Raw genomic sequence first — 26,116 nt, 5'->3', positions numbered from 1 at the left:
GCTACCCTCCTGGCACAGACGCCCAGGCACAAGGCCCGCATGGCTGGTGGGTGTGGTGCTTGCAGCCACCCTGGGAGGCATCATGCCAGCCCGGGCTGCCATGAACATTTCGTGCCTCATGGCTGCGCGGGTACAGGAAGCCCATGCGCAGCCCCTGCACGAGCTCATGGTCAAGGCCCAGGTGCTGGCCGTGCACGATGACAACAACCACCGCAACGATGTCGAGTGTCCCAAGCAGTTCAAGACGGGCTCTTCCCTCTGGCTGAGCCTCAATGCGCGCAAGGTGAGCCGCACAGTGCGTCCCGGCGACAGCATGTGGCTCAGCCTGCGCTACGGAGAAGACCGCAGCGGCGCGAACTGGCGCCGCTATGAGCCCATCACCTACCAGGAATATCAGGAGAGAAAAAATGGCATACAGTGAAAAGGTCATCGACCACTACGAAAATCCCCGCAACGTGGGATCCTTCGACAAATCCGATGCATCCGTAGGCACCGGCATGGTGGGGGCTCCGGCCTGTGGCGACGTCATGAAGCTGCAGATCAAGGTCAACCCCGCCACTGGCGTGATCGAGGATGCCCGGTTCAAAACCTACGGGTGCGGCTCAGCCATTGCATCGTCGTCTCTCGTCACCGAATGGGTCAAGGGCAAGACCCTGGACGAAGCCTCTGCACTCAAGAACAGCCAGATCGCCGAGGAGCTTGCCCTGCCTCCCGTCAAGGTGCATTGCTCCATTCTGGCCGAAGATGCCATCAAGGCTGCTGTCAATGACTACCGTCAGAAGCACGGCGCAGCCTGAGACGGTGCTGCGCGCGCCGATCGACGTTTGAATTTCTGAGGTCGGCACGAACCTCCCCTCACGATGTCCGTGCCGACAAACTGCGAAGGTATCACCATCATGGCTATCAGCTTGACGGAAGCGGCCGCGCGTCATGTGACGCGCTCGCTGGCCAAGAGAGGCAAGGGACTGGGCGTGCGGCTCGGTGTAAAGACCACGGGCTGTTCGGGCCTGGCTTACAAACTTGAATATGTGGATGAAGTCGAGCCCGAAGACGTCGTGTTCGAGCAGCATGGCGTGAAAGTGCTGGTCGATCCCAAGAGCCTGTCCTATATCGATGGAACCGAGCTGGACTTCGTTCGCGAAGGACTCAATGAAGGGTTCAAGTTCAACAACCCCAATGAGCGCGATCGCTGCGGCTGCGGCGAGAGTTTCCGCATTTGAGGGCAAGGCACACGTCATGAACCTGCAGGACGATGACTTCACGCTGTTTGGTCTGCCGCGTACCCAGCAGCAGGACGAAGCGCAGCTCGATCAGCGCTGGAAGGCCCTGCAGCGCCAGGTCCACCCCGACCGGTTCGTGGGCGAGGGACCGGCGGCACAGCGCGTGGCCATGCAGTGGTCCGTGCGCGTCAACGAGGCCTATCGCCGCCTCCGCGACCCCCTGCAGCGTGCCGCCTATCTGTGCGAGCTTGCAGGCATGCCGATTCAGGCGGAGCAGAACACGGCCATGCCGCCGGACTTCCTGATGCAGCAGATGGAATGGCGCGAACAGCTCGATGAAGCCGACAGTGCCCAGTCTCTGCAGACCCTCGCAGATGCGGTACGCGCGGAGCGTGACCGCTTGCTGGCTTCGCTCCAGGTGCATCTGGATGCATTGCCCGACTACGCGGCGGCGGCGTCCGAGGTCCGCTCGCTCATGTTCATTGAAAAATTCGCCAGGGATGTGCGACAACGCCAGCTGCAGTGGCAACATGCCCAGGCAGCCGGCGCATGATGCGTCGGTTTTTTCTTCCTCAGGGGCATGGGGCAGTGCGCATGCACTCCTGACGTGCTGCATGCCTCTCTCCCTTTCATCTCTCCCATTGCCAGGCCGGTGCTGAAAGGCACCGCCTCTTTCGTCATCTATGGCTCTTCTACAGATTTCCGAACCCGGACAGACTCCGGACCCGCACGAACGGCGCATCGCGGTAGGCATTGATCTGGGCACTACGCATTCCCTCGTCGCGGCCATGCGGCATGGCGTGGCCGAATGCCTGCCCGATGCGCAGGGCAAGGTCATTCTGCCCTCGGCCGTGCGCTATCTCCCCTCGGGCGGGCGACAGATCGGCGCCGAAGCCCTGCAGCATCTGGCAGAAGACCCCCTGAACACGGTGGTTTCCGTCAAGCGGATGATGGGACGCAGCCTGCGCGACATCCAGACCTCTCTCGGGCATTCCCTGCACTACGAGCTGGTGGCCGAAGACCCGGACAAGGGCATGGTGCACATCCGCACACGCGGCGGAGACAAATCCCCCGTCGAGATCAGTGCGGAAATCCTGGCCACCCTGCGCCAGCGTGCCGAAGACACCTTCGACTCCGAGCTCTACGGCGCCGTCATCACGGTGCCGGCCTATTTCGATGATGCACAGCGCCAGGCCACCAAGGATGCTGCTCAGCTGGCTGGCCTGCACGTCCTGCGCCTCATCAACGAACCCACCGCAGCCGCCATTGCCTACGGCCTCGACAATGCCAGCGAAGGCATCTATGCGGTCTTCGACCTCGGTGGCGGTACCTTCGACATTTCCATCCTGCGGCTCACCCAGGGCGTTTTCGAAGTGGTGGCCACAGGCGGTGATTCGGCGCTGGGAGGCGATGACTACGACCGTACGCTGGCCGACCTGGTGCTGCAGCGTTCCGGCCTCGCCGCCCCCACAGCCATGGACCGTGCCGCTCTCTCCGTTGCCGCCCGTGCCTGCAAGCATGCCCTCACGACACAGGAACAGGCCCCGTGCATCGCACGGCTCTCGACTGGAGAAGCCCACGTCCAGGTCAGTCGTGCAGACTTCGAATCCGTCACGGCCGCATTGACCGGACGGTGCCTGCAGGTCATGCGGTTGACCCTGGATGATGCCGGACTCCTGCCATCCGAAGTGCAGGGCGTCGTCATGGTCGGCGGCTCGACACGCATGCCCCATGTGCAGACAGCCGTCGGGCAATTCTTCGGCTCGCAACCGCTCACGAATCTCAATCCCGACGAAGTGGTCGCTCTGGGTGCAGCCATCCAGGCCAACCAGCTCGCCGGCAACAGCACGGATGGCAATCTGCTGCTGCTCGATGTCATCCCCCTGTCGCTGGGCATCGAAACCATGGGAGGACTGGTCGAACGCATCATCCCCCGCAACCAGACCATCCCCGTGGCCATGGCACAGGACTTCACCACCTACCAGGACGGCCAGACCGCCATGAGCCTGCATGTGGTGCAGGGCGAACGCGACATGGTGGCCGATTGCCGCAGTCTGGCGCGTTTCACGCTGCGCGGCATTCCTCCCATGACGGCAGGGGCCGCACGCATCCGCGTGACTTTCACGGTCGATGCCGATGGACTCCTTCAGGTCAGTGCACGGGAGCAGACCAGCGCAGTGGAAGCCCATGTCGAGGTCAAGCCCAGCTATGGCTTGACGGACGATGCCATCTCCCACATGCTGCAGGACAGCTTTGACGCCGCGCATCAGGACAAGGAGGCGCGGGCACTGGCCGAGGCCCGTGTGGATGCCGACCGCATCATCCTGGCCACGGAAAGCGCCCTGGCTGTCGACGGCCATCTCCTCACCGACGAGGAGCGTGCCCACATCGATGCGCTGATCGCAGCTCTGCGAGACCAGCGGCATGCCGAGGATGCCGCAGCCATCGAAGCCGCCAGCAAGGCTCTCGCCAGCGGCACCGAGGCATTTGCCGCCAAGCGCATGAACCAGGGCATCCAGCAGGCCCTTTCCGGCAAGAACATCGAGACCATTTAACCATGCCACACATCAAGATCCTGCCTCATCCCGAGTACTGCCCCCAGGGCGCCGACATTGAAGTGCCCACCGGCACCACCATCTGCCAGGGACTGCTCGACCACCATATCCCCATTGAACATGCCTGCGACATGAGCTGCGCATGCACCACCTGCCACGTCATCGTGCGCGAAGGTTTCCGCAGTCTCAATCCGATGGATGAATGCGAGGAAGACATGCTTGATCGCGCCTGGGGCCTCGAACCCGATTCGCGCCTGTCCTGCCAGGCCATGGTGGCGCAGCAGGACCTCGTCGTCGAGATTCCCCGCTACTCCATCAACCACGCCAAGGAAAAACACTGAGTACCCCTGACGGCATCGCACGTGTCCTGCGTGCCATGATGAAAAGCCTGCCGCCTCCGCAGGGCAGGGCGAGGGCGCATGCCTGATGGGCGATTTATCCCGCAGGCGTGCCATCCACGGAAGTCATAAGGAAACCTCTTTCCATGCGTCAGATCATTCTGGATACCGAAACCACCGGCCTTGAAGTCAGCGATGGCAACCGCATCCTCGAAATCGGCTGTGTCGAGCTGGTCAACCGCCAGTTCAGCGGCAATACGCTCCACCTGTACATCAACCCCGAACGCGAAAGCGAGGAGGGCGCACTGCGGGTACACGGACTGACTACCGAATTCCTGCGCGACAAACCCACCTTTGCACAGATTGCAGATGATTTCCTGACTTTTGTGCAGGATGCGGAAATCATCATCCACAACGCAGCGTTCGACACGCGCTTTCTCGACAATGAGCTCCAGCTCGTGGGCAAACGGGAATTCAGATCCTATGTCGCAGGCGTTGTCGACTCCCTGGCATTGGCCAAGGAACAATTTCCCGGCAAGCGCAACTCGCTGGATGCCCTCTGTGACCGATTCGGCATCGACAACTCCAGCCGTACCCTGCACGGCGCCTTGCTGGATGCCGAACTGCTGGCCGACGTCTACATCAGCCTCACCCGTGGCCAGGAGTCGCTGGTCATGGACACCGGAACCGACACACCAGAGCAGCAGTCTGCCGCTGCCAGTGCCAAGCTCGACCTGAGCCAGATCGTGCTCCCCATCCTCCATCCGAGCGATCTGGAACGTCAGGCGCATGAAGCCATGCTCGCCGTCATCGACAAGGCCAGCGGCGGAGAAACCATCTGGAAAAAAAATTCGTCCGCATAGACAAAACCAGATATTTCATGCCATAATTCAATCTTTCGCAGCAAACAACAAATTGTAGGTTGCAAAACAAGTCAAGGGTGATTAGCTCAGCGGTAGAGCACTGCCTTCACACGGCAGGGGTCACATGTTCGATCCATGTATCACCCACCATATAAAAGGCGCCTGATCCACGATCAGGCGCCTTTTTCATGCTTGCTTCAGGGGCTGCACCAGCCAAACACGAGGCGGTCAAGGTGGAGCAGGGCAGTTTGCCTAGAATGAGACTTGACGCAGCAAATCGCAGTGCGTCCTCAACCCCTTCTTTCCTTCCTTCATTTTCATCTTTTCCATGAAGTCCATTCGTCGATTGCATGTGGAGCCCAGGTACAGCGATGTCGCGGTGCACGCTGGAGTTGCCTATCTGGCTGGTCAGGTTCCCGAGGACAGCACACAGGACATTCGCGGACAGACACGCCAGGTTCTGGCTACGGTAGATAGACTGCTCGAAGAAGCTGGCAGCCATCGGTCACGCATCCTCATGTGCCAGATCTTTCTGCGCGACATCGAGGACATCAGCGGCATGAATGAGGTGTGGGACTCCTGGGTCGACTCTGCAAACAGCCCCCCGCGCGCCACCGTGCAGGCCCACCTCGCAGACCCCACCTGGCGCATCGAGATCGTCGTCACTGCAGCAGCAGAGGAATAATACAAAATGGGCAAATTTTTTGCGTGGCTGTGGGGCAGCTTCTCGCTGTTTCTGGGACGATGTGTCCTCATCTTTTGCATCCTGCCGGGCATCGTCCTTATGGCAGTAGCCATCCCGTCATACAAAAACTACATGGACAAATCGCACAAAGCGAGAGCAGAAGCGGAAGCAGCAGCAGCCGCGCAGAAAGACGGCGCCACATCAGCACCGCAGACCGACAAATGCCTGCCAGGAATGACCACAGAGCAGTGCAACGCCACCCGCACCAACGAACAGAAGGGCATCCCGGCAGACCAAGCCGCATCCAGCTAATCGCCACCAGCACCCACCAAGCCCGCCCAGCGCGGGCTTTTTCATGCCGCAGGGAATCGACCTGCGCCGCCAGATTCGCTGCCACATTTCCAGACACACATCCGCATACCGCCGCCCCTCGGGAGACTCATGCCACAGCAGCATCCGGAGGCTGCACCCGACCGGCAAGCCAATTCTTGACAGTAGACGTCGACACATGCAATGAAGCGCATAGGGGATGTGAAACCATGATAGATTGCACACCGCGCAGCTCATTGAACTTTTAGAGCCTTGCCTAAGTTAACGTAATATACATTGTGTAAAGCAGGATCATGAGGTGGGCATGCCAGTTCATCGTGTGCTGGACCATCTCGACATGACGCCATGGCTGCCCGCACCGTGGCAGCCGCTCCTGATCGTCCTGCCAACTCCATGACGGATCCCGTTTTCGTGCTCCTTATCTCTACAATCCTGCCAGGAGGTATGAATATGGGACTCATGGATCGCGATTACATGCACGAGCGACACCGTCAGCGCACGCGTGGATCCTCAAATGCAAACGCAAAATTCGATCGGAAACGCATCGAGTACGATCCTCGCCAGTTCAGACGGGATCGGACTGCGTCGCAGCTCTCTCGGAATGCAGATCGACCACCTGTCAACCGCAACCTGCGCTATCTGCTGATCTGGCTGGCATTCTTCTACATTCTGTACGCTGTCATCAAGCGCTTCCTGCACGTTTAGCACTGCAGCCTGTGGGCAGCGCCTTCCATGCGCATGCGCTCCATGTGCACCCCGCGCCATCTGTCGGTAAAATACACAACTTTTTACGATTGGTTGTCGCACGCAGGAAGCCGCGTTCCTGGCAGCCTGGGGGACTCTTCATGCAGTGGCTCATGCAATTATCCAGGGCTATCGATGGCCTCAACCGATGGGTGGGAAAATCGGTCATCTGGCTCATCCTGGCTTCGACTCTCATCAGTGCGGGCAATGCGCTGGTGCGCAAGATATTCAACACCAGCACGAATGCCTTTCTGGAAATCCAGTGGTATCTGTTTGCCTGGTCTTTCCTGCTGGCAGCTGCATTCACTCTGCTCAATCAGGAACATGTCAAGATCGACGTGCTGTATTCGCGCCTCGCGCGTCGTACGCAGGTCTGGATCGATATTTTCGGCTTCATCTTCTTTCTGACACCTTTCTGTGCGGTGATCATGTACTACGCCATTCCAGTGGTGATGAGCAAGATCAGCTCGGGCGAAATGTCGGGCAATACGGGTGGGCTTATTTTGTGGCCCGTCTGGATTGCGCTGCCGATCGGCATGTGTCTGCTCATGCTGCAGGGATGGTCGGAAGCCATCAAACGGGTCGCCTTTCTGCGTGGAGAGATTCCGGATCCAGCTGAAAAATCCGAAGAAAAAACCTCCGAGGAAGAGCTGGTAGAAGCCATCCGTCAGCAGACGGCCGAGAAAAACCGCACGGCATCGGCGCCGTCTGTGCATTGAAAGACGGAGGCACAAGGCATCTCATGGAATTCATTACACAAAATTTTGCCCCCCTGATGTTCGGTGGGCTGGTGGTCTTTTTGCTTCTCGGTTTTCCAGTGGCATTCAGCCTGGGCGCATGCGGACTGTTTTTCGGGTTCCTGGGCATTGAACTCGGGGTATTGCCGAGCGAATTGATGCAGGCGCTTCCGCTGCGGATCTTCGGCATCATGAAGAACGATACGCTGCTGGCCGTTCCCTTCTTTACCCTGATGGGGCTGATTCTGGAGCGCAGCGGCATGGCCGAGGACCTGCTGGAAACCATTGGACAGGTGTTTGGACCCATGCGTGGGGGATTGGCCTTTGCCGTCATTCTGGTGGGCGCCCTGCTCGCCGCCACTACAGGGGTTGTGGCTGCATCGGTCATTTCCATGGGGCTTATTTCCCTGCCCATCATGCTTCGCTATGGGTATGACCGGCGCGTGGCGTCGGGTGTGATCGCCGCATCAGGCTCGCTTGCCCAGATCATTCCACCTTCGCTGGTTCTGATCATCATGGCCGACCAGCTGAGTCGGCCTGTGGGCGACATGTACAAGGGCGCCTTCCTGCCTGGCTTCATTCTCATGGGGCTCTATCTGGGGTATGTGGCACTGCTGGCCATTTTCAAGCCGGATCGCGTCCCCGCTCTGCCTCTCGAAGCGCGCATCTACCGGGAAGCCAATGGCAAGAGCGGCTATCTGTCGCTTGCGGTGGTGATGGCACTTTCTGGCTTGGCGGCTTATTTCGTCGCAGTGCACTTGGCCGATATCCGGCACTGGTATTCGGGCCAGCCGATCACGGATGTGCCCATGGACGAAACCATCGTCATTGCATTGTGTGGAGCGGTGGCTCTCGCACTGGTGCTGGCATTTCTCAATCGGGTGAGTGGTCTGCACTTGCTGTCCAAGCTCGCCGAGCGCGTGACCTTTGTGCTCATTCCTCCCCTGCTTCTGATCTTTCTGGTTCTGGGTACCATTTTCCTGGGCATTGCATCGCCTACCGAAGGGGGAGCCATGGGCGCCGTGGGTGCCTTTGTGATGGCGCTGGTGCGTGGCCGGCTGAATTTCGGCCTGCTCAAGCAGGCGCTGACTTCCACCACGCGCCTGACCAGCTTTGCCACCATGATTCTGGTGGGATCCACCGTGTTTTCGCTGGTGTTCCAGGGAGTGGACGGATCGCGCTGGGTCGAACATCTGCTCATCGACCTGCCTGGAGGCACTGTAGGGTTCCTTATTTTCGTGAACCTGCTGATTTTCTTCCTGGCCTTCTTCCTCGATTATTTTGAGCTGTCCTTCATCGTGATTCCCCTGCTGGCCCCGGTGGCAGAAAAAATGGGCATCAACCTGATCTGGTTCGGCGTGCTGCTGGCGGTCAACATGCAGACTTCGTTCATGCATCCACCCTTTGGGTTCGCCCTCTTCTTCCTGCGTTCCGTCGCTCCCGCCAAGGAATATCTGGATCGAGTGACCAAGAAAATGATCGCTCCCGTGACCACCATGCAGATCTACTGGGGAGCCATTCCCTTTGTGCTGATTCAGATCATCATGGTGGGATTGATCATCACCTTCCCTCAGATCGTCACTGGAGGCCTTGAAAAGCAGAAGACCTATGACCTCGACAAGGTGGGGGAACAGATGCGCGAAAGTCTGTCCGCCCCTGCGCTGGATGCGCCCTTGACGGCTGCTCCTGCCAAGCCAGGCACGTCGAGCACAGCAAACGCTCCCGTCAACAAGGCCAAGGCAGACAAGGCGCATGCAGCCCCTGCCAAGGCAGACCCGCTGGCTCCCCCCCCCATGGATGGCCTGAGTGACGATCCCATGAAGGATCTGAAGCAGTCGATGCAGAAGCAGTGAGTTCGTCTCCGCCATCCCCTTGCCGGCCTCTGGAAGTTCCGTTTGGAATATCCCAGAGGCAGGACAGGAAACGGCGGCCTTGTGCCCCATCTGCAAAGCCACAAAGCCCTCGCGTGCGCCCACGTCGAGGGCTTTGTGGCTCCTGAAGCACACGGGAGGAATTGGCTGTGAATGGAGATGCGGATGTTCACGCAGCCGATGTGCACCAAGGTGCCGCCGGCAGAGGTGTGCGCGTTCTGACGAAACAAAAGGCGCGTGAATGTGATGGTGCCCGAGGCCGGAATTGAACCGGCACGCCTTGCGGCGAGGGATTTTCATCCCACTTCAGCTTTCGCTGCCCATGCGGAGCACGGTTCGTGGGCTGGAGCACGCCTTCACCATAGTCCGAAAAGACCGTAGGTGCCCGCCGTCTGCTCTCTACACCTTCCCGATGGAAACCATCGGGCTTGGCTCGGCGTTGGCTCGGATGCAAGACATCCAGGGCTTTCTCCGACTTTGACGGGATTCACTCCAGAGGTTTCCCTCCGGAGGCTCAAATTGTTCAAGTCCCTTGTGTCTACCGATTTCACCACTCGGGCAGTATGCACGTGGCATGCGCAACGGAAAATGGGAGTACCCCGTCTGTCCTGCGCAGGTGCTTGTCTGAGCCTGCAGGGAAGGTCCTTTCAGGCTGCAGATGGTGCATGGGATGGCGCCGATTATACGGGGCGGACGTGACTGGGCCTTTGGCTGGTGCGCTCATTCATTGGAAGCGCGCTGATCCCAGTCGAGTGCCGGTGTGGCGGCCAGCAGCTCGTCGAGCGTGGTCAAGCCTTCTGCCACACGCAGCGACCCTGCCAAGCGCAGGGGGCGCATGCCGTCCTTGACGCCCTGGCGGCGCAGCGTGTCGATATCGGGCTGGGGGGTGACGAGTTTCTTGAAGGTTTCACTGATGGTGAGGAGCTCGTATACGCCCATGCGCCCTCGATAGCCTGTATTGCGGCATTCCAGACAGCCTACGGGCGTATACCCTTGGTAGGCTCCATGAATTTTCCAGGGCTTGACGGCCTGACGCAGCAGGGACTGCTGCTCTCCTTCGGTATCAGGCTGCTTGCAGTGCGGGCAGAGAATGCGGACCAGCCGTTGCGCCAACACCCCCAAGAGGGTGGCATTGATCAGGTAGCTGGGTACTCCCAGCTCGATGAGGCGTGTGATGGCCGATGGCGCATCGTTGGTATGCAGGGTGGAGAAGACCAAGTGCCCCGTCAAGGCCGCCTGGATGGCCATGTCGGCGGTCTCCAGATCACGGATTTCCCCCACCATGATGATGTCGGGATCCTGCCGCATGAGGGTACGCACGCCTTCGGCAAATCCGAAGTCGAGCTGAGATTGTGCCTGGGTCTGGTTGAAGGCCGGCTCGATCATCTCGATGGGGTCTTCGATGGTGGCCACATTGACTTCCTCGGTGGCCAGACGCTTGAGGGTGGAATACAGCGTCGTGGTCTTGCCGGAACCTGTAGGGCCCGTCACGAGGATGATGCCACTGGGTTTGGAAATGAGCTCCTGCCAGCGTTCTGCATCGTGTTCTGCAAAGCCGAGCTGTTCCAGGGTCTTGACGGTGGAGTCTGGATCGAAAATCCGCATCACCAGTTTTTCGCCGAAGGCTGTGGGCATGCTCGAAAGGCGCATTTCCACCTCGTTGCCCAAGGCGTTGCGGGTCTTGATGCGTCCATCCTGAGGGCGGCGTCGTTCGACGACATCCATGCGTCCCAGCAGCTTGATGCGTGCCGTGACGGCCGCCATGACGGATTGGGGAAGCTGGTAGACGGGATGCAATACCCCATCGATCCGAAACCGCGCGACGGCCATGTCACGACGGGGCTCGAGATGGATGTCGCTGGCTCCCTGCTCGAAGGCATACTGCCAGAGCCAGTCCACCAGCTGGACGATACCTTGGTCGTTGGCATCGAGATTCTTGCTGTTCTTGCCCAGCTCGACGAGTTGCTCGAAGCTGACGCTGCCCTGCCCCGTTCCGTTCCGAGTGACGGCCTTGATGGAGTGGGAAATGCTGTAGAACTCGGTGGTGTAGCGTGCGATGTCTTCGGGGTTGGACACGACGAGCCGCACGTCCTTGCGGCACTGACGCTCCACCTCGGGAACCCAGTCGGTCAGGAAAGGCTGCGACGTGGCCACCACGATTTCCGTCGGGCTCACCTGAACAGGCAGGATCTTGTGCCGCTCGGAATAGCTGCTGCTCATGGTTTCGGCGATGCGGCCGGCATCGACCTTGAGGGGGTCGATTTTCAGGTACTCCAGCCCTGCCTTGTGGGCCAGGAAGCGCACCAGATATTCCATGTCCATGGGCGTGCCATCGCTGGCCTTCTGCACGCCCAGCTGAGCCAGACGCACCAGCGGATGCTGACGGCTTTCCATGACGGTGCAGCGCTCGACAATGCGCTCGTATTCCTGCTGCGTGATCTCGCGGTCGCGCAGCAGCCAGCGACTCAAGCGCCTCCAGTCGATGGATGTACGTACCGACCGCACATGATCGGCAGAATGAACTGGTGGTGCGTGCAAATCTCCCATGGGCGCATTATGCGCTGCAAAGCGCTGTGCCGATACCACGCATTCTGCGACTCAGACCACGCGCGCCCCAGGGGAGAATGATGATCTGTCAGCCTGCAGTGGAGATGCTCCGCTGCCTGCGGGTCTGGACAGCCCGAGCCAGCTCGCGCAGCACGGGTTCGGTCTGCTCGAAACTGATGCACGCGTCGGTGATGGACACGCCGTACTGCAGCTCCCCCTTGCCCAGATCCTGACGCCCTTCGTGCAGGTGGCTCTCGATCATGACGCCCATGATGCGGGAGTCGCCACCCGCGATCTGGGCTGCCACGTCAGATGCGACATCGATCTGGCGACGATGCTGCTTGCTGCTGTTGGCATGGGAGAGATCGATCATGACTTCTTCGCGAAGTCCGCTGGCCTTGAGGAGCTGGCAGGCGGCTTCGACGTGCTCGGCACTGTAGTTGGGGGCTTTGCCTCCGCGCAGGATGACATGGCAGTCCTGATTGCCTCGGGTCTCGAAGATGGCTGCCTGCCCCATTTTGGTCATGCCCATGAAGGCATGGGCAGACTGGGCCGCCACGATGGCATCCACGGCGACCTTGACGCCGCCATCCGTGCCATTCTTGAAGCCGACGGGGCAGCTCAGACCGGATGCAAGCTGACGATGGCTCTGGCTTTCGGTGGTGCGGGCGCCGATGGCCCCCCACGAGATCAGATCGCTGATGTACTGGGGACTGAGCAGATCCAGGAATTCAGTGCCGGTAGGCAGACCCAACCCTGCAATGTCGAGCAGCAGCCGGCGGGCCCGCTCCAGACCGACATTGATGGCAAAGCTGCCATCCAGGTAGGGGTCGTTGATGTAACCCTTCCAGCCCACGGTGGTGCGCGGCTTCTCGAAATACACGCGCATGACCACGATCAGCTCGTTACCCAGTTCTTCGGCCAGGGGCTTGAGACGCTGCGCGTAGTCCATGGCCTGATCATGGGCATGGATGGAGCATGGGCCCACCACCACCACCAGACGGTCACCGCGGCCATGCAGAACGTCCGAAATGGCATGCCGGTGGTGTTCCACGTCGGCGAGCACCTGTTCGCTCACGGGCAAGGCTTCCTGCAGGAGCGCAGGGGTGATGAGAGGACGCACCGCGCCAATGCGGGTGTCGTCGATGCGGGTCAGGTCTTGGGTGGAGGGCATGGCAGCGAAAACGGAAAAACGGATCGAATCGAAGGGCCGAAAAAGCCAATGCAGAGGCAGGAAGATGCATCCGCGTCAATGTCCTGCATTGTAGGCGGTAGGAATGCGCCCCTTCCCCTGCCACCGTCTGAGGCGGCAGTCCCTGCTACGGATGCGCACGCCAGCGCATCTCCAGACGGGGCCAGGTCACATTGACGATCAGCCCTGCCATCACCAGCAGACCGGCCTCCACCTTCCAGGCCGGAAGAGGCTCGCCGAGCCACAGGGCAGCCGCCCCCATGCCGAAGACGGGAACCAGCAGGGCCATGGGCGTTACCGAAGCGGCCGCATAGCGGTTGAGCAGCCAGGCCCAGGCGCCGAACCCGAAGATGGTATTGCCATAGGCCTGCCACATCACCGCCAGCCAGGCCATCGCATCGGCGTGGAGAAGTGCCTGGACAATCCGCTGGGGACCTTCGAGCCATACACTGAGCAGGGACAGGGGCAGAATGGCAAAGACACTGCTCCAGACCATGTATCCCAGCATGTCCACTCTGCCGGCTGCCCGGCTCACCAGATTGCCGCAGGCCCAGCTCAGGGCCGCAGCGCCCGAGAGAGCAAGTCCCACGGCCGTGGTGGTGCCATCGGTGTGAAGAGCAATCAGCAAGAGCCCTGCCACCGCAATGCCCATGGCGACCCACTGAAACAGGCGCGGCCTTTCCCTGTCCACCAAGGCCACCAGCAGCATGGTCAGGAAGACCTGGGATTGCATGACCAACGATGCCAGACCCGGCGAGATGCTGTGCTGCATGGCGATGTAGAGCAGTCCGAACTGCCCAACGCCGATCAGCACGCCATAAGCGGCCAGCTGTCTCCAGGGCACGGCAGGCTTGCGAATGAGGAAAATGCCCGGCAAGGCTGCCGCAGTGAAGCGCAGGGCCGCGAACAGCAAGGGCGGCAGTTCATGCAGGGCCAGTTTGATGACCACGAAATTCGTTCCCCAGACAAAGACCACCGCCAGCGCCAACAAGAGGTGCCTCACGGGCAGGACAGCTGTCAACAAGGGTGTACTCCTGGCTTTTTGCGATGCGGGGACATGGTGAGAGAAGGAAGTTCACTGAAGAAAAGTCTTCCTGTCAGCTTCCGAAGAGCTCCCGAGAGGCTCCCATTCTGGCATCGTGTGCATGTCCCCTGCACAAGGGGCATCACTTGGCCCTTCATTCGTGTACGGCCAGGAATGGCAGAGGGAGCCCATTGCCAGACAGCACCAGCCGAAATGTCGCCTGTTGCCTGCTGCCATGCACACGCGGATGGCATGCGTCTTGAGGGGGAGCACGGCCCTGCCCTGTCAGGTTTCTGAGGGTTTATTTGTTACGGATTAGGCACAAACTTCTACAATTTCGCCGAAACCGTCCCCTCCTTCTGCGTTCCAATCGAATAGCCGTATGGATGACGAACACTGTTCGGCTGAAACACACAGGAGTATGAACATGCAGATCAACAAGAAGTGGTGCGCAGCCCTTGTGGTTGCGGGAGCAGGCTGTCTGGCTGCCGGTGCAGCACAGGCGCAGGTCACTATTGGGACTCCGATCACCCCCGGAGTCTATGGACAGATCGTCATTGGCAATGGCGCGCCGCCACCGGTGTACGTGTCCACGCCTGTGGTGGTGCGCCCTGTGGCTGCCCCTCAACCGCCTGCCTACCTCTATGTGCCTGATGGACACCGTCGGCATTGGGCCCGTTACTGCGGCCGCTACAACGCCTGCGGTCGCCCGGTGTATTTCGTGAATGGGCACGATCCCCGCGCCCGCCGCTTTCATTACGAAGGACAGCGTGCCGAATGGCGAGGCGATCGTCGCGAGGACCGCCGCGAATGGCGCCATGACGAAGGACGTCACCTGGGCTGGGAACGTGGAGTGGGCAACCCTCACCGCGACTGATCACCCCAGCCACAGGTCCTGACAGGGCCATCACCGTCGGGCAATCTTCAGACCGCCCGGCCTCCACAGCCAGCAGAAGGCACACGCCATGCCTTCTGCTGGTTTTTTCATGTGCAAGGCATGGGCCATGCGCGCGCATCTTGTTGTTGCGTCAGGACAGTCACAGCGCAGGCAGCATGTACCCTTCGAGCATCTGGCGGACACGGGTCTTGAGCATCTTGCCGGTGGCTCCCAGAGGAATGGTGTCGACAAACACCACATCATCGGGAATCTGCCACTTGGCCAGCTTGCCCTGATAGAACGCCAGCAGCTCGTCCCGTGCCAGCTCCGTGCCTGGCTTGAGGGATACCACCACGATGGGCCGTTCGTCCCATTTGGGATGGGGCATGCCGATGCAGGCGGCCATGGCCACTGCGGGATGCCCCATGGCGATGTTTTCGATGTCGATGGAGCTGATCCATTCGCCGCCGGACTTGATGACATCCTTGCTGCGGTCGGTGATCTGCATGAAGCTGTCGGGGTCGATGGTGGCCACGTCACCGGTATGGAACCATCCCTGCTCAGATACCGCCGGGGCGTCGCTGCGGAAGTAGCGCTCGATGACCCAGTTGCCCCGTGCCATGAGGTTGCCATAGGTCACGCCGTCATGCGGGAGGGTCTGACCGTCGTCATTCATGATGGCCAGTTCGACACCAAAGACTGGGCGCCCCTGCTTGACCAGCAGTCTGCGCTGATCGTCATGGGACAGGGACTGGTGCTTTTGCTTGAGGGTACTCAGCGCCCCCAGAGGGGACAGCTCGGTCATCCCCCAGGCATGGATGACCTGGACCCCCATGCGCTCGAAGGCGTCGATCATGGCAGGCGGGCAGGCTGCTCCCCCTATCACGGTGCGCCGCAGGGAGCTGAAGCCGGCCTGAATGCCCTGCACATGCATGAGAAGCATCTGCCACACGGTGGGCACCCCTGCGCTGAACGTGACCTGTTCGCGCTCCATGAGCTCATAGACTGAGGGGCCGTCGAGTGCGGGGCCAGGAAACACCAGCTTGCATCCAGTCATGGCTGCGCTGAAGGGAATGCCCCAGGCATTGACGTGGAACATGGGCACCACAGGCAGTACGACGTCTCGGGCACTCAGGCACATGGCGTCGGGGGCAATGGCAGACAGGGCGTGAAGAATGTTGGAACGGTGGGAGTAAAGGGCGCCCTTGGGGTTCCCGGTGGTCCCGCTGGTATAGCACAGGCCGCTGGCAGTGTGTTCGTCCAGGCTGGGCCAGTCGTAGGTGGTGGGCTGATGGGCGATGAGAGCCTCATAGCTCGACAGGTGGGGAAGGCCGCTGTCCGGAGGCAAGGCATCGGCATCGCACAGGGCAATCCAATGCCGCACTCCAGGGCACTGTGCATGAATGCGTTCCATGAGCGGCAGAAAAGTCATGTCGAAGCACACGGCCTCGTCTTCGGCGTGGTTGATGATCCAGGCCATCTGGTCGGGATGCAGCCTCGGGTTGATGGTGTGGATGATCCGCCCATTGCCGCTCACCCCATAGTACAGCTCCAGATGGCGGTAGCCATTCCAGGCCACGGTACCCACGCGCGCGTCTGCACTCAGTCCCAGACCATCCAGGGCATGGGCAAGCTGGCGGACCCGGCGCGCAGCGTGGTGCCAGGTGTAGCGGTGCACATCCCCTTCCACCCGGCGCGAGACGATTTCGGTATCTCCATGGTTGGCGGCAGCAAACTCGATCAGCGAGGATTGCAGCAGGGGTTGGTTTTGCATCAGTCCGAACATGGAAAGCGATTCCGTATAAAACAAAAAGGTCTGCACAGCCACCGGCAGCATCGGATATGCGCAAAGCAGAAACGTTGCCGTATTTTCTGCGTCAAAAAACACAAATAGCAGTGCGTTGATGACAAATAGGTGAAAACCTGATGCATGTCGGGGAATTCGGCCATCCTGCACAATGCAGACATGAGTGACGTTTCCTCGACCCCGCTACCCGCCCCTCCTCCGCCGACGACCGGAGCTGAAACTGTGCCCGCCTCCCAGCCTGAAGGGCCTGCATGGTCTCCTGGCCTGGCGGAACTGGGTGACGCTTTCGTCACGCATCTGCCCCCGCACCCTCTGCAGGATCCCCACTGGGTGGCGATCAGTCCACAGGCCGTGGCCGATCTGGGACTGGATCCGCTGTGGATGCAGGAGGAAGACGCGCTGCGGCTTTTTTCGGGCAATGCCGTGCCGCACGCCAGCCAACCATGGGCCAGCGTCTACAGCGGGCACCAGTTCGGAGTCTGGGCAGGACAGCTGGGAGATGGCCGCGCCCTGACACTGGGGGCCTTTCGGGATGCCTCCGGCTCCCTGCAGGAAATCCAGCTCAAGGGCAGCGGACTGACGCCCTATTCACGCCATGGGGACGGGCGTGCGGTGCTGCGCTCCTCGATCCGGGAATTCATCGGCTCGGAAGCCATGCATGCGCTGGGCATACCGACCACCCGCGCGCTCTGTCTCACGGGCTCCTCCGAGCCGGTGTACCGGGAAACGGTGGAAACAGCCGCCGTAGTCACCCGCTTTGCCCCGAGCTTCATCCGCTTTGGGCATTTCGAGCACTTTGCGGCCCGCCGGCAATGGACACCCCTGCGGCAGTTGGCCGACCATGTGATCCACACCTGGTATCCGGAATGTCTGCAGGAGACGCAGCCCTATGCGGCCTTTTTGCGGCAGGTCAGCCTGCGCACGGCAGAGATGATCGCGCAGTGGCAGGCAGTGGGCTTTGCGCACGGTGTCATGAACACCGACAACATGAGTATCCTGGGCCTCACGCTGGATTACGGGCCCTTCCAGTTCCTCGATGCCTATGATCCTGGGCATATCTGCAATCACAGCGACCATGCAGGCCGCTATGCCTTCGATCGACAGCCCGATGTGGCGCAGTGGAACCTGTATGCCCTGGCGCAGGCCCTCCTGCCCCTGATCGAGGATGGAGAAGCCGCCAAGGCCGCAGCGGAGGCGTTTGCCCCGCATTTTCATGCCACATGGCAAAGTCACATGACACGCAAGCTCGGCCTGCAGGACGATGCGCGCGCCCGGGCCCTCCTCCAGGATCTGCTGACGCTCATGCGCATGAGCCGTGTCGATTACACCCGCTTCTGGCGCACGCTGGCGCGCTGGGTCCAGGGCACGGTGCCGCAGGAGCAGCTCGAAGACCACTTCACCTGCCGTGCCGAGTTCAGGGAATGGCTGCAGAAGTACCAGGCCCATCTGTCCGGCGAGCAAGGAGTGCTGCCGCAGGTGGGCGCCGTCATGCTGCAGGCCAACCCGGCAGTGGTTCCCCGCAACTATCTGTGCCAGAACACCATAGAGGCCGCCGAACAGGGAAACTCCCGTCTGGTGCAGGATCTGCTTGAGGCATGTACTTCTCCCTTTGATTCGCGTTGGGACGACACGCCCTATGCCGCCCTGCCTCCCGCGTGGGCGGCAGGCCTCACGCTGAGCTGCTCCTCCTGAACGGCATGCCCATGGTGGATCCCTTCCGTTTCCTCTTTTCCGTTGACTTCCTGTTTTTGCAAGGAGCTGTGCATGTCGTCCTTTCCTGTCGCCAAGTCGCCTGAAGAGTGGCGTGCCCATCTGGCTGCGCGCCAAGCCGAGCCGGGCGCCTATGAAATCACCCGGCAGGCTGCCACCGAGCGTCCCTTCACGGGGGTCTATGCCGACTTCGACCAGCCGGGGCTGTACCGTTGCATCTGCTGCGATCAACCGCTGTTTTCGAGCCTGACCAAATTCGACGCAGGCTGCGGCTGGCCCAGCTACGGAGCGCCCGTGCGCCCTGGCGCCGTCATCGAGCGCACGGACACCAGCCATGGCATGGTGCGTACCGAGGTGCTCTGCAGCCACTGCGGGGCCCATCTGGGCCACGTCTTTCCAGATGGCCCAGCTCCCACGGGGGACCGGTACTGCATCAATTCGGCAGCACTGGCCTTCGACCCTGAATCCCCATCCACCTGACCTTCGCATGGCCCTTGGCTGAAAGACGCGACATCCTGCAGACTGTCGCTCCACTGCCCCCCTTTCACACGCGCCCCACGAGAAGCTGCTGCAGATGTTCTGCATCCTCGGATGCCTCTGCCAGAAAACAGCGCACAATCTCGGCTTCTCTGCACTCTGTCCTCTCACTGCCCCTCGATGAAACAGCTTCTCGACCTCATTCCCATCATCGTCTTCGTGGTGGCCTACCGGCTGCAGGGCATCTATACCGCCACAGCAGTCCTCATGGGTGCCACCGTGGTACAGATGGCGGTGGTGTATGCGCTCGATCGCCGCCTCAGCCCCATGCACAAGGCCACCCTGGCGCTGATCCTGGTCTTCGGCACCCTGACGCTCACACTGCACGACGAGCGCTTCATCAAGTGGAAACCCACCGTGCTTTACGGTGCCATGGCCCTGGTACTGGCGCTGGCGCTGCTGATCTGGAAGCGCAATCTGCTCCAGCAGATGCTGGGCAGCCAGCTGGAGCTGCCCCAGGCCGTGTGGCAGCGCCTGGCATGGTCCTGGGTGGGCTACTGCGTGTTCATGGCCGCCATCAATGGCTATGTGGCCCAGTTTTTCACCACTTCCCAATGGGTGGACTTCAAGCTGTGGGGCTATGCCTTTCCTCTCGTGTTCCTGGTGGGACAGGGCATCTACATTGCCCGCTACATGAAAGCGCCCTCTTCCTCCTCCGGTTCCGACTCCGCATCATGACTGACTCTGCCTTTTCCATTCCTACCGCCGACGCCCTGCGCACACAGCTCCAGTCCACCCTTTCTCCCACCGTGCTGGAGGTGCTCGACGAAAGCGGCACCCACCGCGGCCATGCCGGGGCCAACGACCTGGGATACGGCACCCATTTCAGGGTGCGCATAGGGGCTCCGGCCTTCGTGGGGCAGACACGCGTGGCCTGCCACCGGCTGGTGTATGACGCGCTCGATCCCTTCATTCGCGCCGGCCTGCACGCGCTCGTCATCGAGATCGTGCGCTGACGCACAAAGCCTGCCCCCGGGCGTCTGCTGCCCGCAGGGTGCGCTATAGTCCAAATTTCCTCACCTCATCTCCCTCGCTGACATGAAAAAAATGCACATCGCGGCGCTTGCAGGCTCCGCCTGCGTGGCTGCCACTGCGGTATTTGCGCAGAATCTGGCCATCGTCAATGGCAAGGCCATCCCGCTGGCCAAGTACAACTCCATCGTGGCAGCCGTCAAGGACCAGTCCGCCCAGACGGGCCGTCCCCTGCCTGTCGGCTATGAAGACCGCATCAAGTCCAAGCTCATCGAGACCACCGCGCTCGTGCAGGCTGCAGAGGCACGCGGTCTCAACACCACCCCCGAATTCCGCGAGAAAATGGACGAGGCACGCGATGCCATCCTGATCTCCCTGCTCTATGAGCAGTACAAAAAGACCCATCCCGTCACCGACGCGCAGGCCAAGGCTGAATACGACCGCTTGGTCGCTGCCAACGGCACCGAGTACCGCGCGAGCCACATTCTGGTGAAGACCGAGGCCGAAGCCCAGAAGGTCGAAGCCGAGCTTAAGAAGGGAGCCAATTTCGGCGCTCTGGCGCGCAAGTACTCTCTCGACCCCGGCTCCGCACGCCGCGGCGGCGATCTGAACTGGTCGGTGGCCAGCAACTACGTGCCGCCCTTTGCCCAGGCGCTGGAAACCCTCAAGAAGGGGCAGATCACCGCCACGCCGGTCAAGAGCCCGTTCGGCTACCACATCATCCGGCTCGACGATGTGCGCAAGGCCCCGGTACCCGCCTTTGAGCAGGTCAAGGGACAGATCAGGGACCAGATGGAACAGCAGCAGATCATGCGCTTCCAGCAGGAAATGCAGGCACACGTCAAGATCCGCTGATCCTTGCTTCCGGCATCGCAAAGGCGAACCTCCCCATGGGCGGTTCGCCTTTGCTTTTCCAGCCTCCTGCCCCCACAATTGCGTGCCATGCTTTCCCATCAGCTCGAACTCCTCAGCCCCGCCCGCACCGCCGATATCGGCATCGAAGCCATCCGCCACGGAGCAGATGCCGTCTACATCGGCGGTCCGGCCTTCGGTGCCCGTGCCAACGCCTGCAACAGTGTGGAGGACATTGCCCGTCTGGTCGAATTCGCCCACCGCTACCACGCCCGCATTTTCGTGACGCAGAACACCATCCTGCGCGACGACGAGCTCGAACCCGTGCGACGGCAGATATGGCAGCTCCACGATGCGGGTGTCGATGCCGTGATCGTGCAGGACATGGGCCTGCTCGAACTCGACCTGCCCCCCATCCAGCTCCACGCCAGTACGCAGGCCGACATTCGCACCCCCGAAAAGGCCCGCTTCCTGCAGGACGTGGGCTTCAGCCAGCTGGTGCTGGCGCGCGAGCTGACCCTCGAACAGATCGCGGCCGTGCGCGCCGCCTTGCGCCCGGACACCATCATCGAGCACTTCGTGCATGGTGCCCTGTGCGTTGCCTACAGCGGGCAGTGCTACATCAGCCACGCCTCGACCGGACGCAGTGCTAACCGGGGCGACTGCAGCCAGGCCTGCCGCCTGCCCTGGGAAGTGCGCGACAGCCACAACCGCATCGTCGCGCACGACAAGCACGTGCTCTCCATGAAGGACAACGACCAGAGCGCCAACCTGGCCGCCCTGGTGGACGCGGGAGTGCGCAGCTTCAAGATCGAAGGACGCTACAAGGACATGGGCTATGTCAAGAACATCACCGCCCACTATCGCCGGCTGCTCGACGATCTACTGACCCAGCGGCCCGATCTGGCGCCTGCCAGCAGCGGACAGTGCCGCTTCACCTTCACGCCCGATCCCCGGCAGAACTTCAACCGCGGCAGCACCGACTATTTCACCCACGGCCGCCAGCAGGACATCGGCGCCTTCGACAGTCCCAAGAACCCGGGCCAACCCATCGGCTACGTCACGCGGCTGCACCCCACCAGCCTGGAGCTGATGCTGGACGATGCCACTGCCACCCTGCAGAACGGAGATGGCCTGTGCTACTTCGATTTGCACCATAACCTTATCGGCCTGCAGATCAACCGCGCAGAGAAGCTGCCGGGGAGCAAGCCCCTGTGGCGCATCTTTCCCAAGGACCCCATGCACAGCTTCCGCGATCTGCGGCCAGACACCGTGGTCAACCGCAACCGCAGCATGGACTGGGTGCGCACCCTCGACCGCCCCAGTGCCGAGCGCCGCATCCCGGTCTGGGGCACCCTGACGGATACCGCCGAAGGAGTCGCCCTCACCTACACCGATGCAGAAGGCTTCAGCGGACAGGCCAGCCTCGTCTGCGACAAGGCCCACCCCCGCGACATTGCGCGCGGTCGCGCAGCCCTGGAAGACAACCTGCGCAAACTCGGTACCAGCGCCTACCGCGCAGAGCACATCGACCTGCAGACCGCCGAGCCCTGGTTCATTCCCTCCTCGCAGATCAATGCCTTGCGCCGTCAGGCGGTGGAAGCACTCGATGCCGCCCGGCTGCAAGGCTACCCCCGCCCACAGCGGGCACCAGCAGTGGAACCCGCCGTCTCTTTTCCCGAAGACACACTCACCTATCTCGCCAACGTGTTCAACCACAAGGCGCGGGATTTCTATGCGCGCCATGGCGTGCGCCTCATCGCCTCGGCCTATGAAGCGCATGAGGAAGAAGGCGAAGTTCCCCTCATGATCACCAAGCACTGCGTGCGCTTCAGCCTGAGCCTCTGCCCCAAGCAGGCCAAGGGCGTACAGGGTGTGCAGGGCCAGGTGCGCGCCGAGCCGCTCACCATTACCCATGAGGGCGACACCTACACCCTGAAGTTCGATTGCAAGCCCTGCGAGATGCACGTCATGGGCAAGCTGCAGCCATCGATTCGGCGCCGCGGTGTGGTGCCGGCCGAGGAACGTCCGGCTGCTGAAGTTCCCATCATGTTCTACCGCTCCCGCGCCGACCAGTCCGCCTGAAGCGACGCTCGCTCGCCACCTCTTCGCCTCGCGCAATCCCCATGAGCGACAGCTCCTCCACCTCCATCGCACTGCCCTGGCTGGAACCCCACCAGCCCTTCCCTCCTGTGGAACAGGCGCTGGATGCAGACTCACCCTGGCACGGTCTGCTGGCGGCTGGAGGTGTGCTGGATGCCGTCACCCTGCGCATGGCCTACGCACAGGGCATCTTCCCCTGGTACAGCCAGGAGCAACCCATTCTGTGGTGGAGCACCGATCCGCGCATGGTGTTGCGCCCGCGGAACTTCCGCTTTCACAAATCCCTGCGCAAGCGCATGGCGCACTTCCAGGCCGATCCCGCCTGCGAAATCCGCGTCAACCATGCCTTTGAACAGGTCATGCACGCCTGCGCCGAACCACGCGAGGGACAGGACGGCACCTGGATCACCCCCGACATCCTGTCCGCCTATGTCGACCTGCACCACCAGGGCCTGGCCTACAGCGTGGAAACCTGGGTCCACCACCAGCTCGTCGGCGGACTCTATGGCGTGGCGCTCGGACACGCCGTATTCGGCGAAAGCATGTTCACCCGCATTCCAGACGCCAGCAAAATCGCTCTGGCCGCCCTCATCGGCATCTGCAGCGCCCAAGGCGTCGAAATGATCGACTGCCAACAGGAAACCGCCCACCTCGCCCACATGGGCGCATCCCCCATCCCCCGAGCCGAATTTCTGCAATCCATCACCCGCACCCAGCACCAACCGCCCCTGAACTGGACCTGCCAGGCAGATTGTTGGCGGTTGCTGGGTGGTAATCCCCCCGCAAATTCAGTGCGCTGTGGGCTGTTGCCGATTTCAAAGACACCTTGTTAAGGTGGAAGATGAAACCGGAGGTGGTTCATGGAGAGAAGAAGGACATTCAGCCGAGAGTTCAAACTCGAGGCGGTCAAGCTGGTCATCGAGCGTGGCGTGGCCGTGGTCCAGGCGGCCAAGGACTTGGACGTTCACGAGAACGTGCTGCGCAAATGGGTTCGTGAGCTGCGAGACGAACCCCAGGAAGCCTTTCCTGGCAACGGTAAACAGAAGGCTCAAGACGCGGAGATAGCACGGCTGCGCAAGGAAGTGGCCAAGCTCAAGATGGAGCGCGACATCCTGAAAAAAGCCGCGGCCTACTTCGCGAAGGAGTCGATGTGAAGTTCGGCTTCGTGGCGAAACACCGGGGGGCATGGCCGGTCAATCTGATGTGCGAGGCGCTCGGTGTCTCGCGAGGCGGCTTCTACGCGTGGCTCACACGGCCCAGGAGCCGACGCAGCCTCAGCGATGAGGTGCTGGGCGCACAGGTTCACCAGAGCTTCATGCGCAGTGACCACACCTACGGCGCACGCCGCGTGTGGCACGACGTTATGGAGCAAGGCCAGACTTGTGGTCTGCACCGCATCGAGCGCCTCATGCGCGAACACTGGCAATTTCCGCCACTGCGCCCATTGCTCACGTGCAGTCGAAAACGATTCGACCTCAGCGCCAGTGTCAGCCCAATAGGCAATGAGCGCCAAGATCAGCCCCTATTCGAGATGGCGCGGACGCGAATGGCCGTTCTTGCGGACTTCCCTCGATTCTGACTGGAATCACTTTGGCGACTTGAACGCAAGAAAGTCCTCCAATGCATGAAATTCCAGTTGCTTGGGGCGCTTGGCTGGCGTCAGATAGTCCTCGATGTCGGAAAAAATCTTGTCGTAGTCTTGGAGATCCTTGTCCGTGTAAACGATCACGGGAATCCCGCGCTTGCGGAAGTACGCCTTCAATTTCGACATTTCTCTCTCGAAATTGGCTTGCGCTTCTTCGTTGATGGCCTTTTGGGTTTTGCCCTTGGTGCCAGAAAGAAGGCCATGAGTCGACCAGGGAGACAACTCGAACCCTACCTTGGACAGCGTGTACGGATCGATAACGGTGAAGTCCAGGCGATGCTCGTGCTTGACCTCTTTCCCACCATAGCGCAGTTCGGGAATGAGCAGCGGCACATCTTCCGGTGCTGCACTTTCTCGAACAAACTCGCAGTAGAGCTTGGCAATGGCAAGCTCGTGCGCTGAGCCGGAGTTCCGCACAAGGGTGTTGCGAAAGAACGAAAGATACTGCTCGACGTCGTTGAACGTGATGCGCTCGTCCTCATCAGGTATGACGAACCCGGTTTCCAAGATGTGGCCGATCGTCCAATACTTCGGTTTGAAGTGCCTGATCTCGCTCTTGTCGTTTTCCCACGCCCCGTTCTTGAACCTCGGCGTCACGAAGATTCCATAGGCGGCATTTTTCTGGCCGATCCAGATCTCCGCCTCTTCAACGTCCGGGCGCTTCTTGGACAGGGCGTCGTAGTTCCTGAGATAGGTGCGCGTCAGAAAGAGCTTGAGCCACTTGAGCACCTTCTTGTGGTTTCGGACATGCACGTAGGCATCGAAGTAGCGATTGCCTGCGCGTGCGTAGATGCCCAGTCCTTCCAACGTCCGCAGGAACCCCTGAAAGTACAGGGCCACGAATTGCTCGGGCGTGTCGATCACCTCGTTCTTGATGTCGATGTACTCTGCATACTTTCCGCCATAAGTCGCATTCAGTGAGTGCTCGTTCTCGTATCCTGTCAATTCAAGAACATCGTCAAGACGGTCGTTAATCTCTTCGGTCAGCTTAGCGATCTGCTGATTGCGTAGGGTCTTTACGGGATCTCTTTTTGCCATCGTCTCTGCCGCCTCCAAAATGGTTCATCTCGCTTACATATGGTAACCCCGGTTATCCGAAGCACCGACCGATATGAGTTGAAACGGCGATGCCCTTTACGATCCGGCATTCACAAAGGCTGTCACGTACCAATTCGAATCTGACAAGCCTGCCGGGATCGATTTCCGTCAACTCTTGATGTAGCTGCGTCGATGGACAAGATCATTCGTGGTCGTTCGCTTCAACGCACCCTTCCCGCAATGGGGGATGTGCACCCGCTCACAAAATTCAAGCGCGAAGCCTCTGCATCGTGGGCATTCACGTTCTCAGTCTCAGTTGCCTCATGACAACCCGCACGCATCTAGTTGTCAGGTCCCGGATGATTGGATTGTAAAAACCAAGCGTCCGCTACTGCTCAGCCGTGAGGTACTTAAAACGGTTGTGGCAACATGGCGCATCGAGACAGGAGAGACGCCATGCTGATCTCAT

At 60.8% G+C, this 26,116-nt stretch carries 25 protein-coding genes, 1 tRNA gene and 1 pseudogene; 22 read left to right on the top strand and 5 right to left on the bottom strand.

The features are described 5' to 3' along the window. Positions 1-118: 118 nt before the first annotated feature. From ACE3P9_RS00135 to ACE3P9_RS00075, 13 genes are all read left to right on the top strand, one after another. Positions 119-421 carry a hypothetical protein gene (locus ACE3P9_RS00135; RefSeq protein ID WP_374490727.1) on the top strand — a complete coding sequence of 101 codons (303 nt, stop codon included), beginning with the start codon at positions 119-121 and terminating at the stop codon, positions 419-421. After that, entirely contained in the window at positions 408-797 is a 390-nt protein-coding gene (gene iscU, locus ACE3P9_RS00130) for a Fe-S cluster assembly scaffold IscU (protein WP_374490725.1), read from the top strand. Before ACE3P9_RS00135 ends, iscU begins: the two co-directional genes overlap by 14 nt. A gap of 99 nt (positions 798-896) precedes the next feature. Then, entirely contained in the window at positions 897-1,220 is a 324-nt protein-coding gene (gene iscA / locus ACE3P9_RS00125; protein ID WP_374490723.1) for an iron-sulfur cluster assembly protein IscA, read from the top strand. Positions 1,221-1,236: 16 nt separating this feature from the next. Then, positions 1,237-1,773 (top strand): Fe-S protein assembly co-chaperone HscB, encoded by a 537-nt coding sequence (hscB, locus tag ACE3P9_RS00120; protein ID WP_374490721.1) that lies wholly within the window; start codon positions 1,237-1,239, stop codon positions 1,771-1,773. A gap of 130 nt (positions 1,774-1,903) precedes the next feature. Next, positions 1,904-3,775, top strand: coding sequence for a Fe-S protein assembly chaperone HscA (hscA, locus tag ACE3P9_RS00115; RefSeq protein WP_374490719.1), 1,872 nt, complete (start codon positions 1,904-1,906; stop codon positions 3,773-3,775). 2 nt (positions 3,776-3,777) lie between these two features. Beyond that, entirely contained in the window at positions 3,778-4,116 is a 339-nt protein-coding gene (fdx, locus tag ACE3P9_RS00110) for an ISC system 2Fe-2S type ferredoxin (protein ID WP_374490717.1), read from the top strand. 143 nt (positions 4,117-4,259) lie between these two features. Next, positions 4,260-4,976, top strand: a complete 717-nt coding sequence (dnaQ, locus tag ACE3P9_RS00105) for a DNA polymerase III subunit epsilon (RefSeq protein WP_374490715.1) — start codon at positions 4,260-4,262, stop codon at positions 4,974-4,976. A 75-nt stretch (positions 4,977-5,051) separates the two neighbouring features. Then, positions 5,052-5,126: transfer RNA gene (locus ACE3P9_RS00100), tRNA-Val, on the top strand. 178 nt (positions 5,127-5,304) lie between these two features. Continuing rightward, positions 5,305-5,661 (top strand): RidA family protein, encoded by a 357-nt coding sequence (locus tag ACE3P9_RS00095; protein ID WP_374490713.1) that lies wholly within the window; start codon positions 5,305-5,307, stop codon positions 5,659-5,661. A 6-nt stretch (positions 5,662-5,667) separates the two neighbouring features. After that, positions 5,668-5,973 carry a hypothetical protein gene (locus ACE3P9_RS00090; RefSeq protein ID WP_374490711.1) on the top strand — a complete coding sequence of 102 codons (306 nt, stop codon included), beginning with the start codon at positions 5,668-5,670 and terminating at the stop codon, positions 5,971-5,973. A 363-nt stretch (positions 5,974-6,336) separates the two neighbouring features. Next, complete coding sequence (locus ACE3P9_RS00085; protein WP_374490709.1) at positions 6,337-6,696, top strand: hypothetical protein; 360 nt, start codon at positions 6,337-6,339, stop codon at positions 6,694-6,696. A gap of 140 nt (positions 6,697-6,836) precedes the next feature. Continuing rightward, positions 6,837-7,454, top strand: coding sequence for a TRAP transporter small permease subunit (locus ACE3P9_RS00080; protein WP_374491623.1), 618 nt, complete (start codon positions 6,837-6,839; stop codon positions 7,452-7,454). A 23-nt stretch (positions 7,455-7,477) separates the two neighbouring features. After that, complete coding sequence (locus ACE3P9_RS00075; protein WP_374490707.1) at positions 7,478-9,325, top strand: TRAP transporter large permease subunit; 1,848 nt, start codon at positions 7,478-7,480, stop codon at positions 9,323-9,325. Positions 9,326-10,063: 738 nt separating this feature from the next. Here ACE3P9_RS00075 and ACE3P9_RS00070 read toward each other — a convergent pair. The 3 genes from ACE3P9_RS00070 to ACE3P9_RS00060 all read right to left on the bottom strand — a co-directional run bounded on the left by ACE3P9_RS00070 (position 10,064) and on the right by ACE3P9_RS00060 (position 14,091). Next, positions 10,064-11,890, bottom strand: a complete 1,827-nt coding sequence (locus tag ACE3P9_RS00070; protein ID WP_374490705.1) for a GspE/PulE family protein — start codon at positions 11,888-11,890, stop codon at positions 10,064-10,066. A gap of 88 nt (positions 11,891-11,978) precedes the next feature. After that, on the bottom strand, positions 11,979-13,064 hold the full coding sequence (locus tag ACE3P9_RS00065) for a 3-deoxy-7-phosphoheptulonate synthase (protein ID WP_374490703.1): 1,086 nt from the start codon (positions 13,062-13,064) through the stop codon (positions 11,979-11,981). Between the two features lie 145 nt (positions 13,065-13,209). Continuing rightward, a complete protein-coding gene (locus tag ACE3P9_RS00060) occupies positions 13,210-14,091 on the bottom strand; it encodes an EamA family transporter (protein ID WP_374491622.1) in 882 nt (293 codons plus the stop codon). 442 nt (positions 14,092-14,533) lie between these two features. Here ACE3P9_RS00060 and ACE3P9_RS00055 point away from each other — a divergent pair, with 442 nt between their 5' ends. Further along, positions 14,534-14,983: a hypothetical protein gene (locus ACE3P9_RS00055; RefSeq protein ID WP_374490701.1), complete on the top strand. Its 450-nt coding sequence runs from the start codon at positions 14,534-14,536 to the stop codon at positions 14,981-14,983. 160 nt (positions 14,984-15,143) lie between these two features. Here the strand turns inward: ACE3P9_RS00055 and ACE3P9_RS00050 are convergent, their stop codons facing one another. Beyond that, a complete protein-coding gene (locus ACE3P9_RS00050; protein ID WP_374490699.1) occupies positions 15,144-16,769 on the bottom strand; it encodes a 3-(methylthio)propionyl-CoA ligase in 1,626 nt (541 codons plus the stop codon). Positions 16,770-16,949: 180 nt separating this feature from the next. On the opposite strand from ACE3P9_RS00050, the gene ACE3P9_RS00045 reads away from it, so the two are divergent. The 8 genes and pseudogenes from ACE3P9_RS00045 to ACE3P9_RS00010 all read left to right on the top strand — a co-directional run. Beyond that, the gene (locus tag ACE3P9_RS00045) at positions 16,950-18,482 is read left to right on the top strand and encodes a YdiU family protein (protein ID WP_374490697.1); all 1,533 of its coding nucleotides are present in this window, start codon (positions 16,950-16,952) and stop codon (positions 18,480-18,482) included. A 72-nt stretch (positions 18,483-18,554) separates the two neighbouring features. After that, positions 18,555-18,980: a peptide-methionine (R)-S-oxide reductase MsrB gene (msrB, locus tag ACE3P9_RS00040; protein ID WP_374490695.1), complete on the top strand. Its 426-nt coding sequence runs from the start codon at positions 18,555-18,557 to the stop codon at positions 18,978-18,980. A 177-nt stretch (positions 18,981-19,157) separates the two neighbouring features. Beyond that, positions 19,158-19,715, top strand: a complete 558-nt coding sequence (locus ACE3P9_RS00035; RefSeq protein ID WP_374490693.1) for a septation protein A — start codon at positions 19,158-19,160, stop codon at positions 19,713-19,715. Beyond that, the gene (locus ACE3P9_RS00030) at positions 19,712-19,993 is read left to right on the top strand and encodes a BolA family protein (protein ID WP_374490692.1); all 282 of its coding nucleotides are present in this window, start codon (positions 19,712-19,714) and stop codon (positions 19,991-19,993) included. Before ACE3P9_RS00035 ends, ACE3P9_RS00030 begins: the two co-directional genes overlap by 4 nt. 82 nt (positions 19,994-20,075) lie before the next feature. Then, complete coding sequence (locus ACE3P9_RS00025) at positions 20,076-20,864, top strand: peptidylprolyl isomerase (protein ID WP_374490690.1); 789 nt, start codon at positions 20,076-20,078, stop codon at positions 20,862-20,864. 87 nt (positions 20,865-20,951) lie between these two features. After that, positions 20,952-22,946 (top strand): U32 family peptidase, encoded by a 1,995-nt coding sequence (locus ACE3P9_RS00020; RefSeq protein WP_374490688.1) that lies wholly within the window; start codon positions 20,952-20,954, stop codon positions 22,944-22,946. A 41-nt stretch (positions 22,947-22,987) separates the two neighbouring features. Continuing rightward, positions 22,988-23,797, top strand: a complete 810-nt coding sequence (gene aat / locus ACE3P9_RS00015) for a leucyl/phenylalanyl-tRNA--protein transferase (protein WP_374490686.1) — start codon at positions 22,988-22,990, stop codon at positions 23,795-23,797. Between the two features lie 27 nt (positions 23,798-23,824). Beyond that, positions 23,825-24,381, top strand: a pseudogene (locus ACE3P9_RS00010) (transposase); the annotation flags it as partial. A gap of 168 nt (positions 24,382-24,549) precedes the next feature. Here the strand turns inward: ACE3P9_RS00010 and ACE3P9_RS00005 are convergent. Then, positions 24,550-25,647 (bottom strand): topoisomerase, encoded by a 1,098-nt coding sequence (locus ACE3P9_RS00005; protein ID WP_374490684.1) that lies wholly within the window; start codon positions 25,645-25,647, stop codon positions 24,550-24,552. Between the last annotated feature and the right edge of the window lie 469 nt (positions 25,648-26,116).

The sequence above is a fragment of the Allobrachymonas sp. genome, assembly GCF_041912815.1.
Classification (GTDB): domain Bacteria; phylum Pseudomonadota; class Gammaproteobacteria; order Burkholderiales; family Burkholderiaceae_C; genus Brachymonas.
Note: the sequence above shows the minus strand (reverse complement) of the source record. Positions and strands in the feature narration are given on the sequence as shown.

What these genes read in the sequence shown, in the direction of transcription:
- dnaQ (WP_374490715.1), top strand. Translation starts at nt 4,260, where the DNA reads ATGCGTCAGATCATTCTGGATACCGAAACCACCGGCCTTGAAGTCAGC.
- ACE3P9_RS00025 (WP_374490690.1), top strand. Translation starts at nt 20,076, where the DNA reads ATGAAAAAAATGCACATCGCGGCGCTTGCAGGCTCCGCCTGCGTGGCT.
- ACE3P9_RS00090 (WP_374490711.1), top strand. Translation starts at nt 5,668, where the DNA reads ATGGGCAAATTTTTTGCGTGGCTGTGGGGCAGCTTCTCGCTGTTTCTG.
- ACE3P9_RS00055 (WP_374490701.1), top strand. Translation starts at nt 14,534, where the DNA reads ATGCAGATCAACAAGAAGTGGTGCGCAGCCCTTGTGGTTGCGGGAGCA.
- ACE3P9_RS00030 (WP_374490692.1), top strand. Translation starts at nt 19,712, where the DNA reads ATGACTGACTCTGCCTTTTCCATTCCTACCGCCGACGCCCTGCGCACA.
- ACE3P9_RS00070 (WP_374490705.1), bottom strand. Translation starts at nt 11,890, where the DNA reads ATGGGAGATTTGCACGCACCACCAGTTCATTCTGCCGATCATGTGCGG.
- hscA (WP_374490719.1), top strand. Translation starts at nt 1,904, where the DNA reads ATGGCTCTTCTACAGATTTCCGAACCCGGACAGACTCCGGACCCGCAC.
- fdx (WP_374490717.1), top strand. Translation starts at nt 3,778, where the DNA reads ATGCCACACATCAAGATCCTGCCTCATCCCGAGTACTGCCCCCAGGGC.
- ACE3P9_RS00095 (WP_374490713.1), top strand. Translation starts at nt 5,305, where the DNA reads ATGAAGTCCATTCGTCGATTGCATGTGGAGCCCAGGTACAGCGATGTC.
- ACE3P9_RS00080 (WP_374491623.1), top strand. Translation starts at nt 6,837, where the DNA reads ATGCAGTGGCTCATGCAATTATCCAGGGCTATCGATGGCCTCAACCGA.
- ACE3P9_RS00085 (WP_374490709.1), top strand. Translation starts at nt 6,337, where the DNA reads ATGGCTGCCCGCACCGTGGCAGCCGCTCCTGATCGTCCTGCCAACTCC.
- ACE3P9_RS00050 (WP_374490699.1), bottom strand. Translation starts at nt 16,769, where the DNA reads ATGTTCGGACTGATGCAAAACCAACCCCTGCTGCAATCCTCGCTGATC.
- ACE3P9_RS00075 (WP_374490707.1), top strand. Translation starts at nt 7,478, where the DNA reads ATGGAATTCATTACACAAAATTTTGCCCCCCTGATGTTCGGTGGGCTG.
- ACE3P9_RS00020 (WP_374490688.1), top strand. Translation starts at nt 20,952, where the DNA reads ATGCTTTCCCATCAGCTCGAACTCCTCAGCCCCGCCCGCACCGCCGAT.
- msrB (WP_374490695.1), top strand. Translation starts at nt 18,555, where the DNA reads ATGTCGTCCTTTCCTGTCGCCAAGTCGCCTGAAGAGTGGCGTGCCCAT.
- ACE3P9_RS00135 (WP_374490727.1), top strand. Translation starts at nt 119, where the DNA reads ATGGCTGCGCGGGTACAGGAAGCCCATGCGCAGCCCCTGCACGAGCTC.
- ACE3P9_RS00035 (WP_374490693.1), top strand. Translation starts at nt 19,158, where the DNA reads ATGAAACAGCTTCTCGACCTCATTCCCATCATCGTCTTCGTGGTGGCC.
- ACE3P9_RS00005 (WP_374490684.1), bottom strand. Translation starts at nt 25,647, where the DNA reads ATGGCAAAAAGAGATCCCGTAAAGACCCTACGCAATCAGCAGATCGCT.
- hscB (WP_374490721.1), top strand. Translation starts at nt 1,237, where the DNA reads ATGAACCTGCAGGACGATGACTTCACGCTGTTTGGTCTGCCGCGTACC.
- aat (WP_374490686.1), top strand. Translation starts at nt 22,988, where the DNA reads ATGAGCGACAGCTCCTCCACCTCCATCGCACTGCCCTGGCTGGAACCC.
- iscU (WP_374490725.1), top strand. Translation starts at nt 408, where the DNA reads ATGGCATACAGTGAAAAGGTCATCGACCACTACGAAAATCCCCGCAAC.
- ACE3P9_RS00065 (WP_374490703.1), bottom strand. Translation starts at nt 13,064, where the DNA reads ATGCCCTCCACCCAAGACCTGACCCGCATCGACGACACCCGCATTGGC.
- ACE3P9_RS00045 (WP_374490697.1), top strand. Translation starts at nt 16,950, where the DNA reads ATGAGTGACGTTTCCTCGACCCCGCTACCCGCCCCTCCTCCGCCGACG.
- iscA (WP_374490723.1), top strand. Translation starts at nt 897, where the DNA reads ATGGCTATCAGCTTGACGGAAGCGGCCGCGCGTCATGTGACGCGCTCG.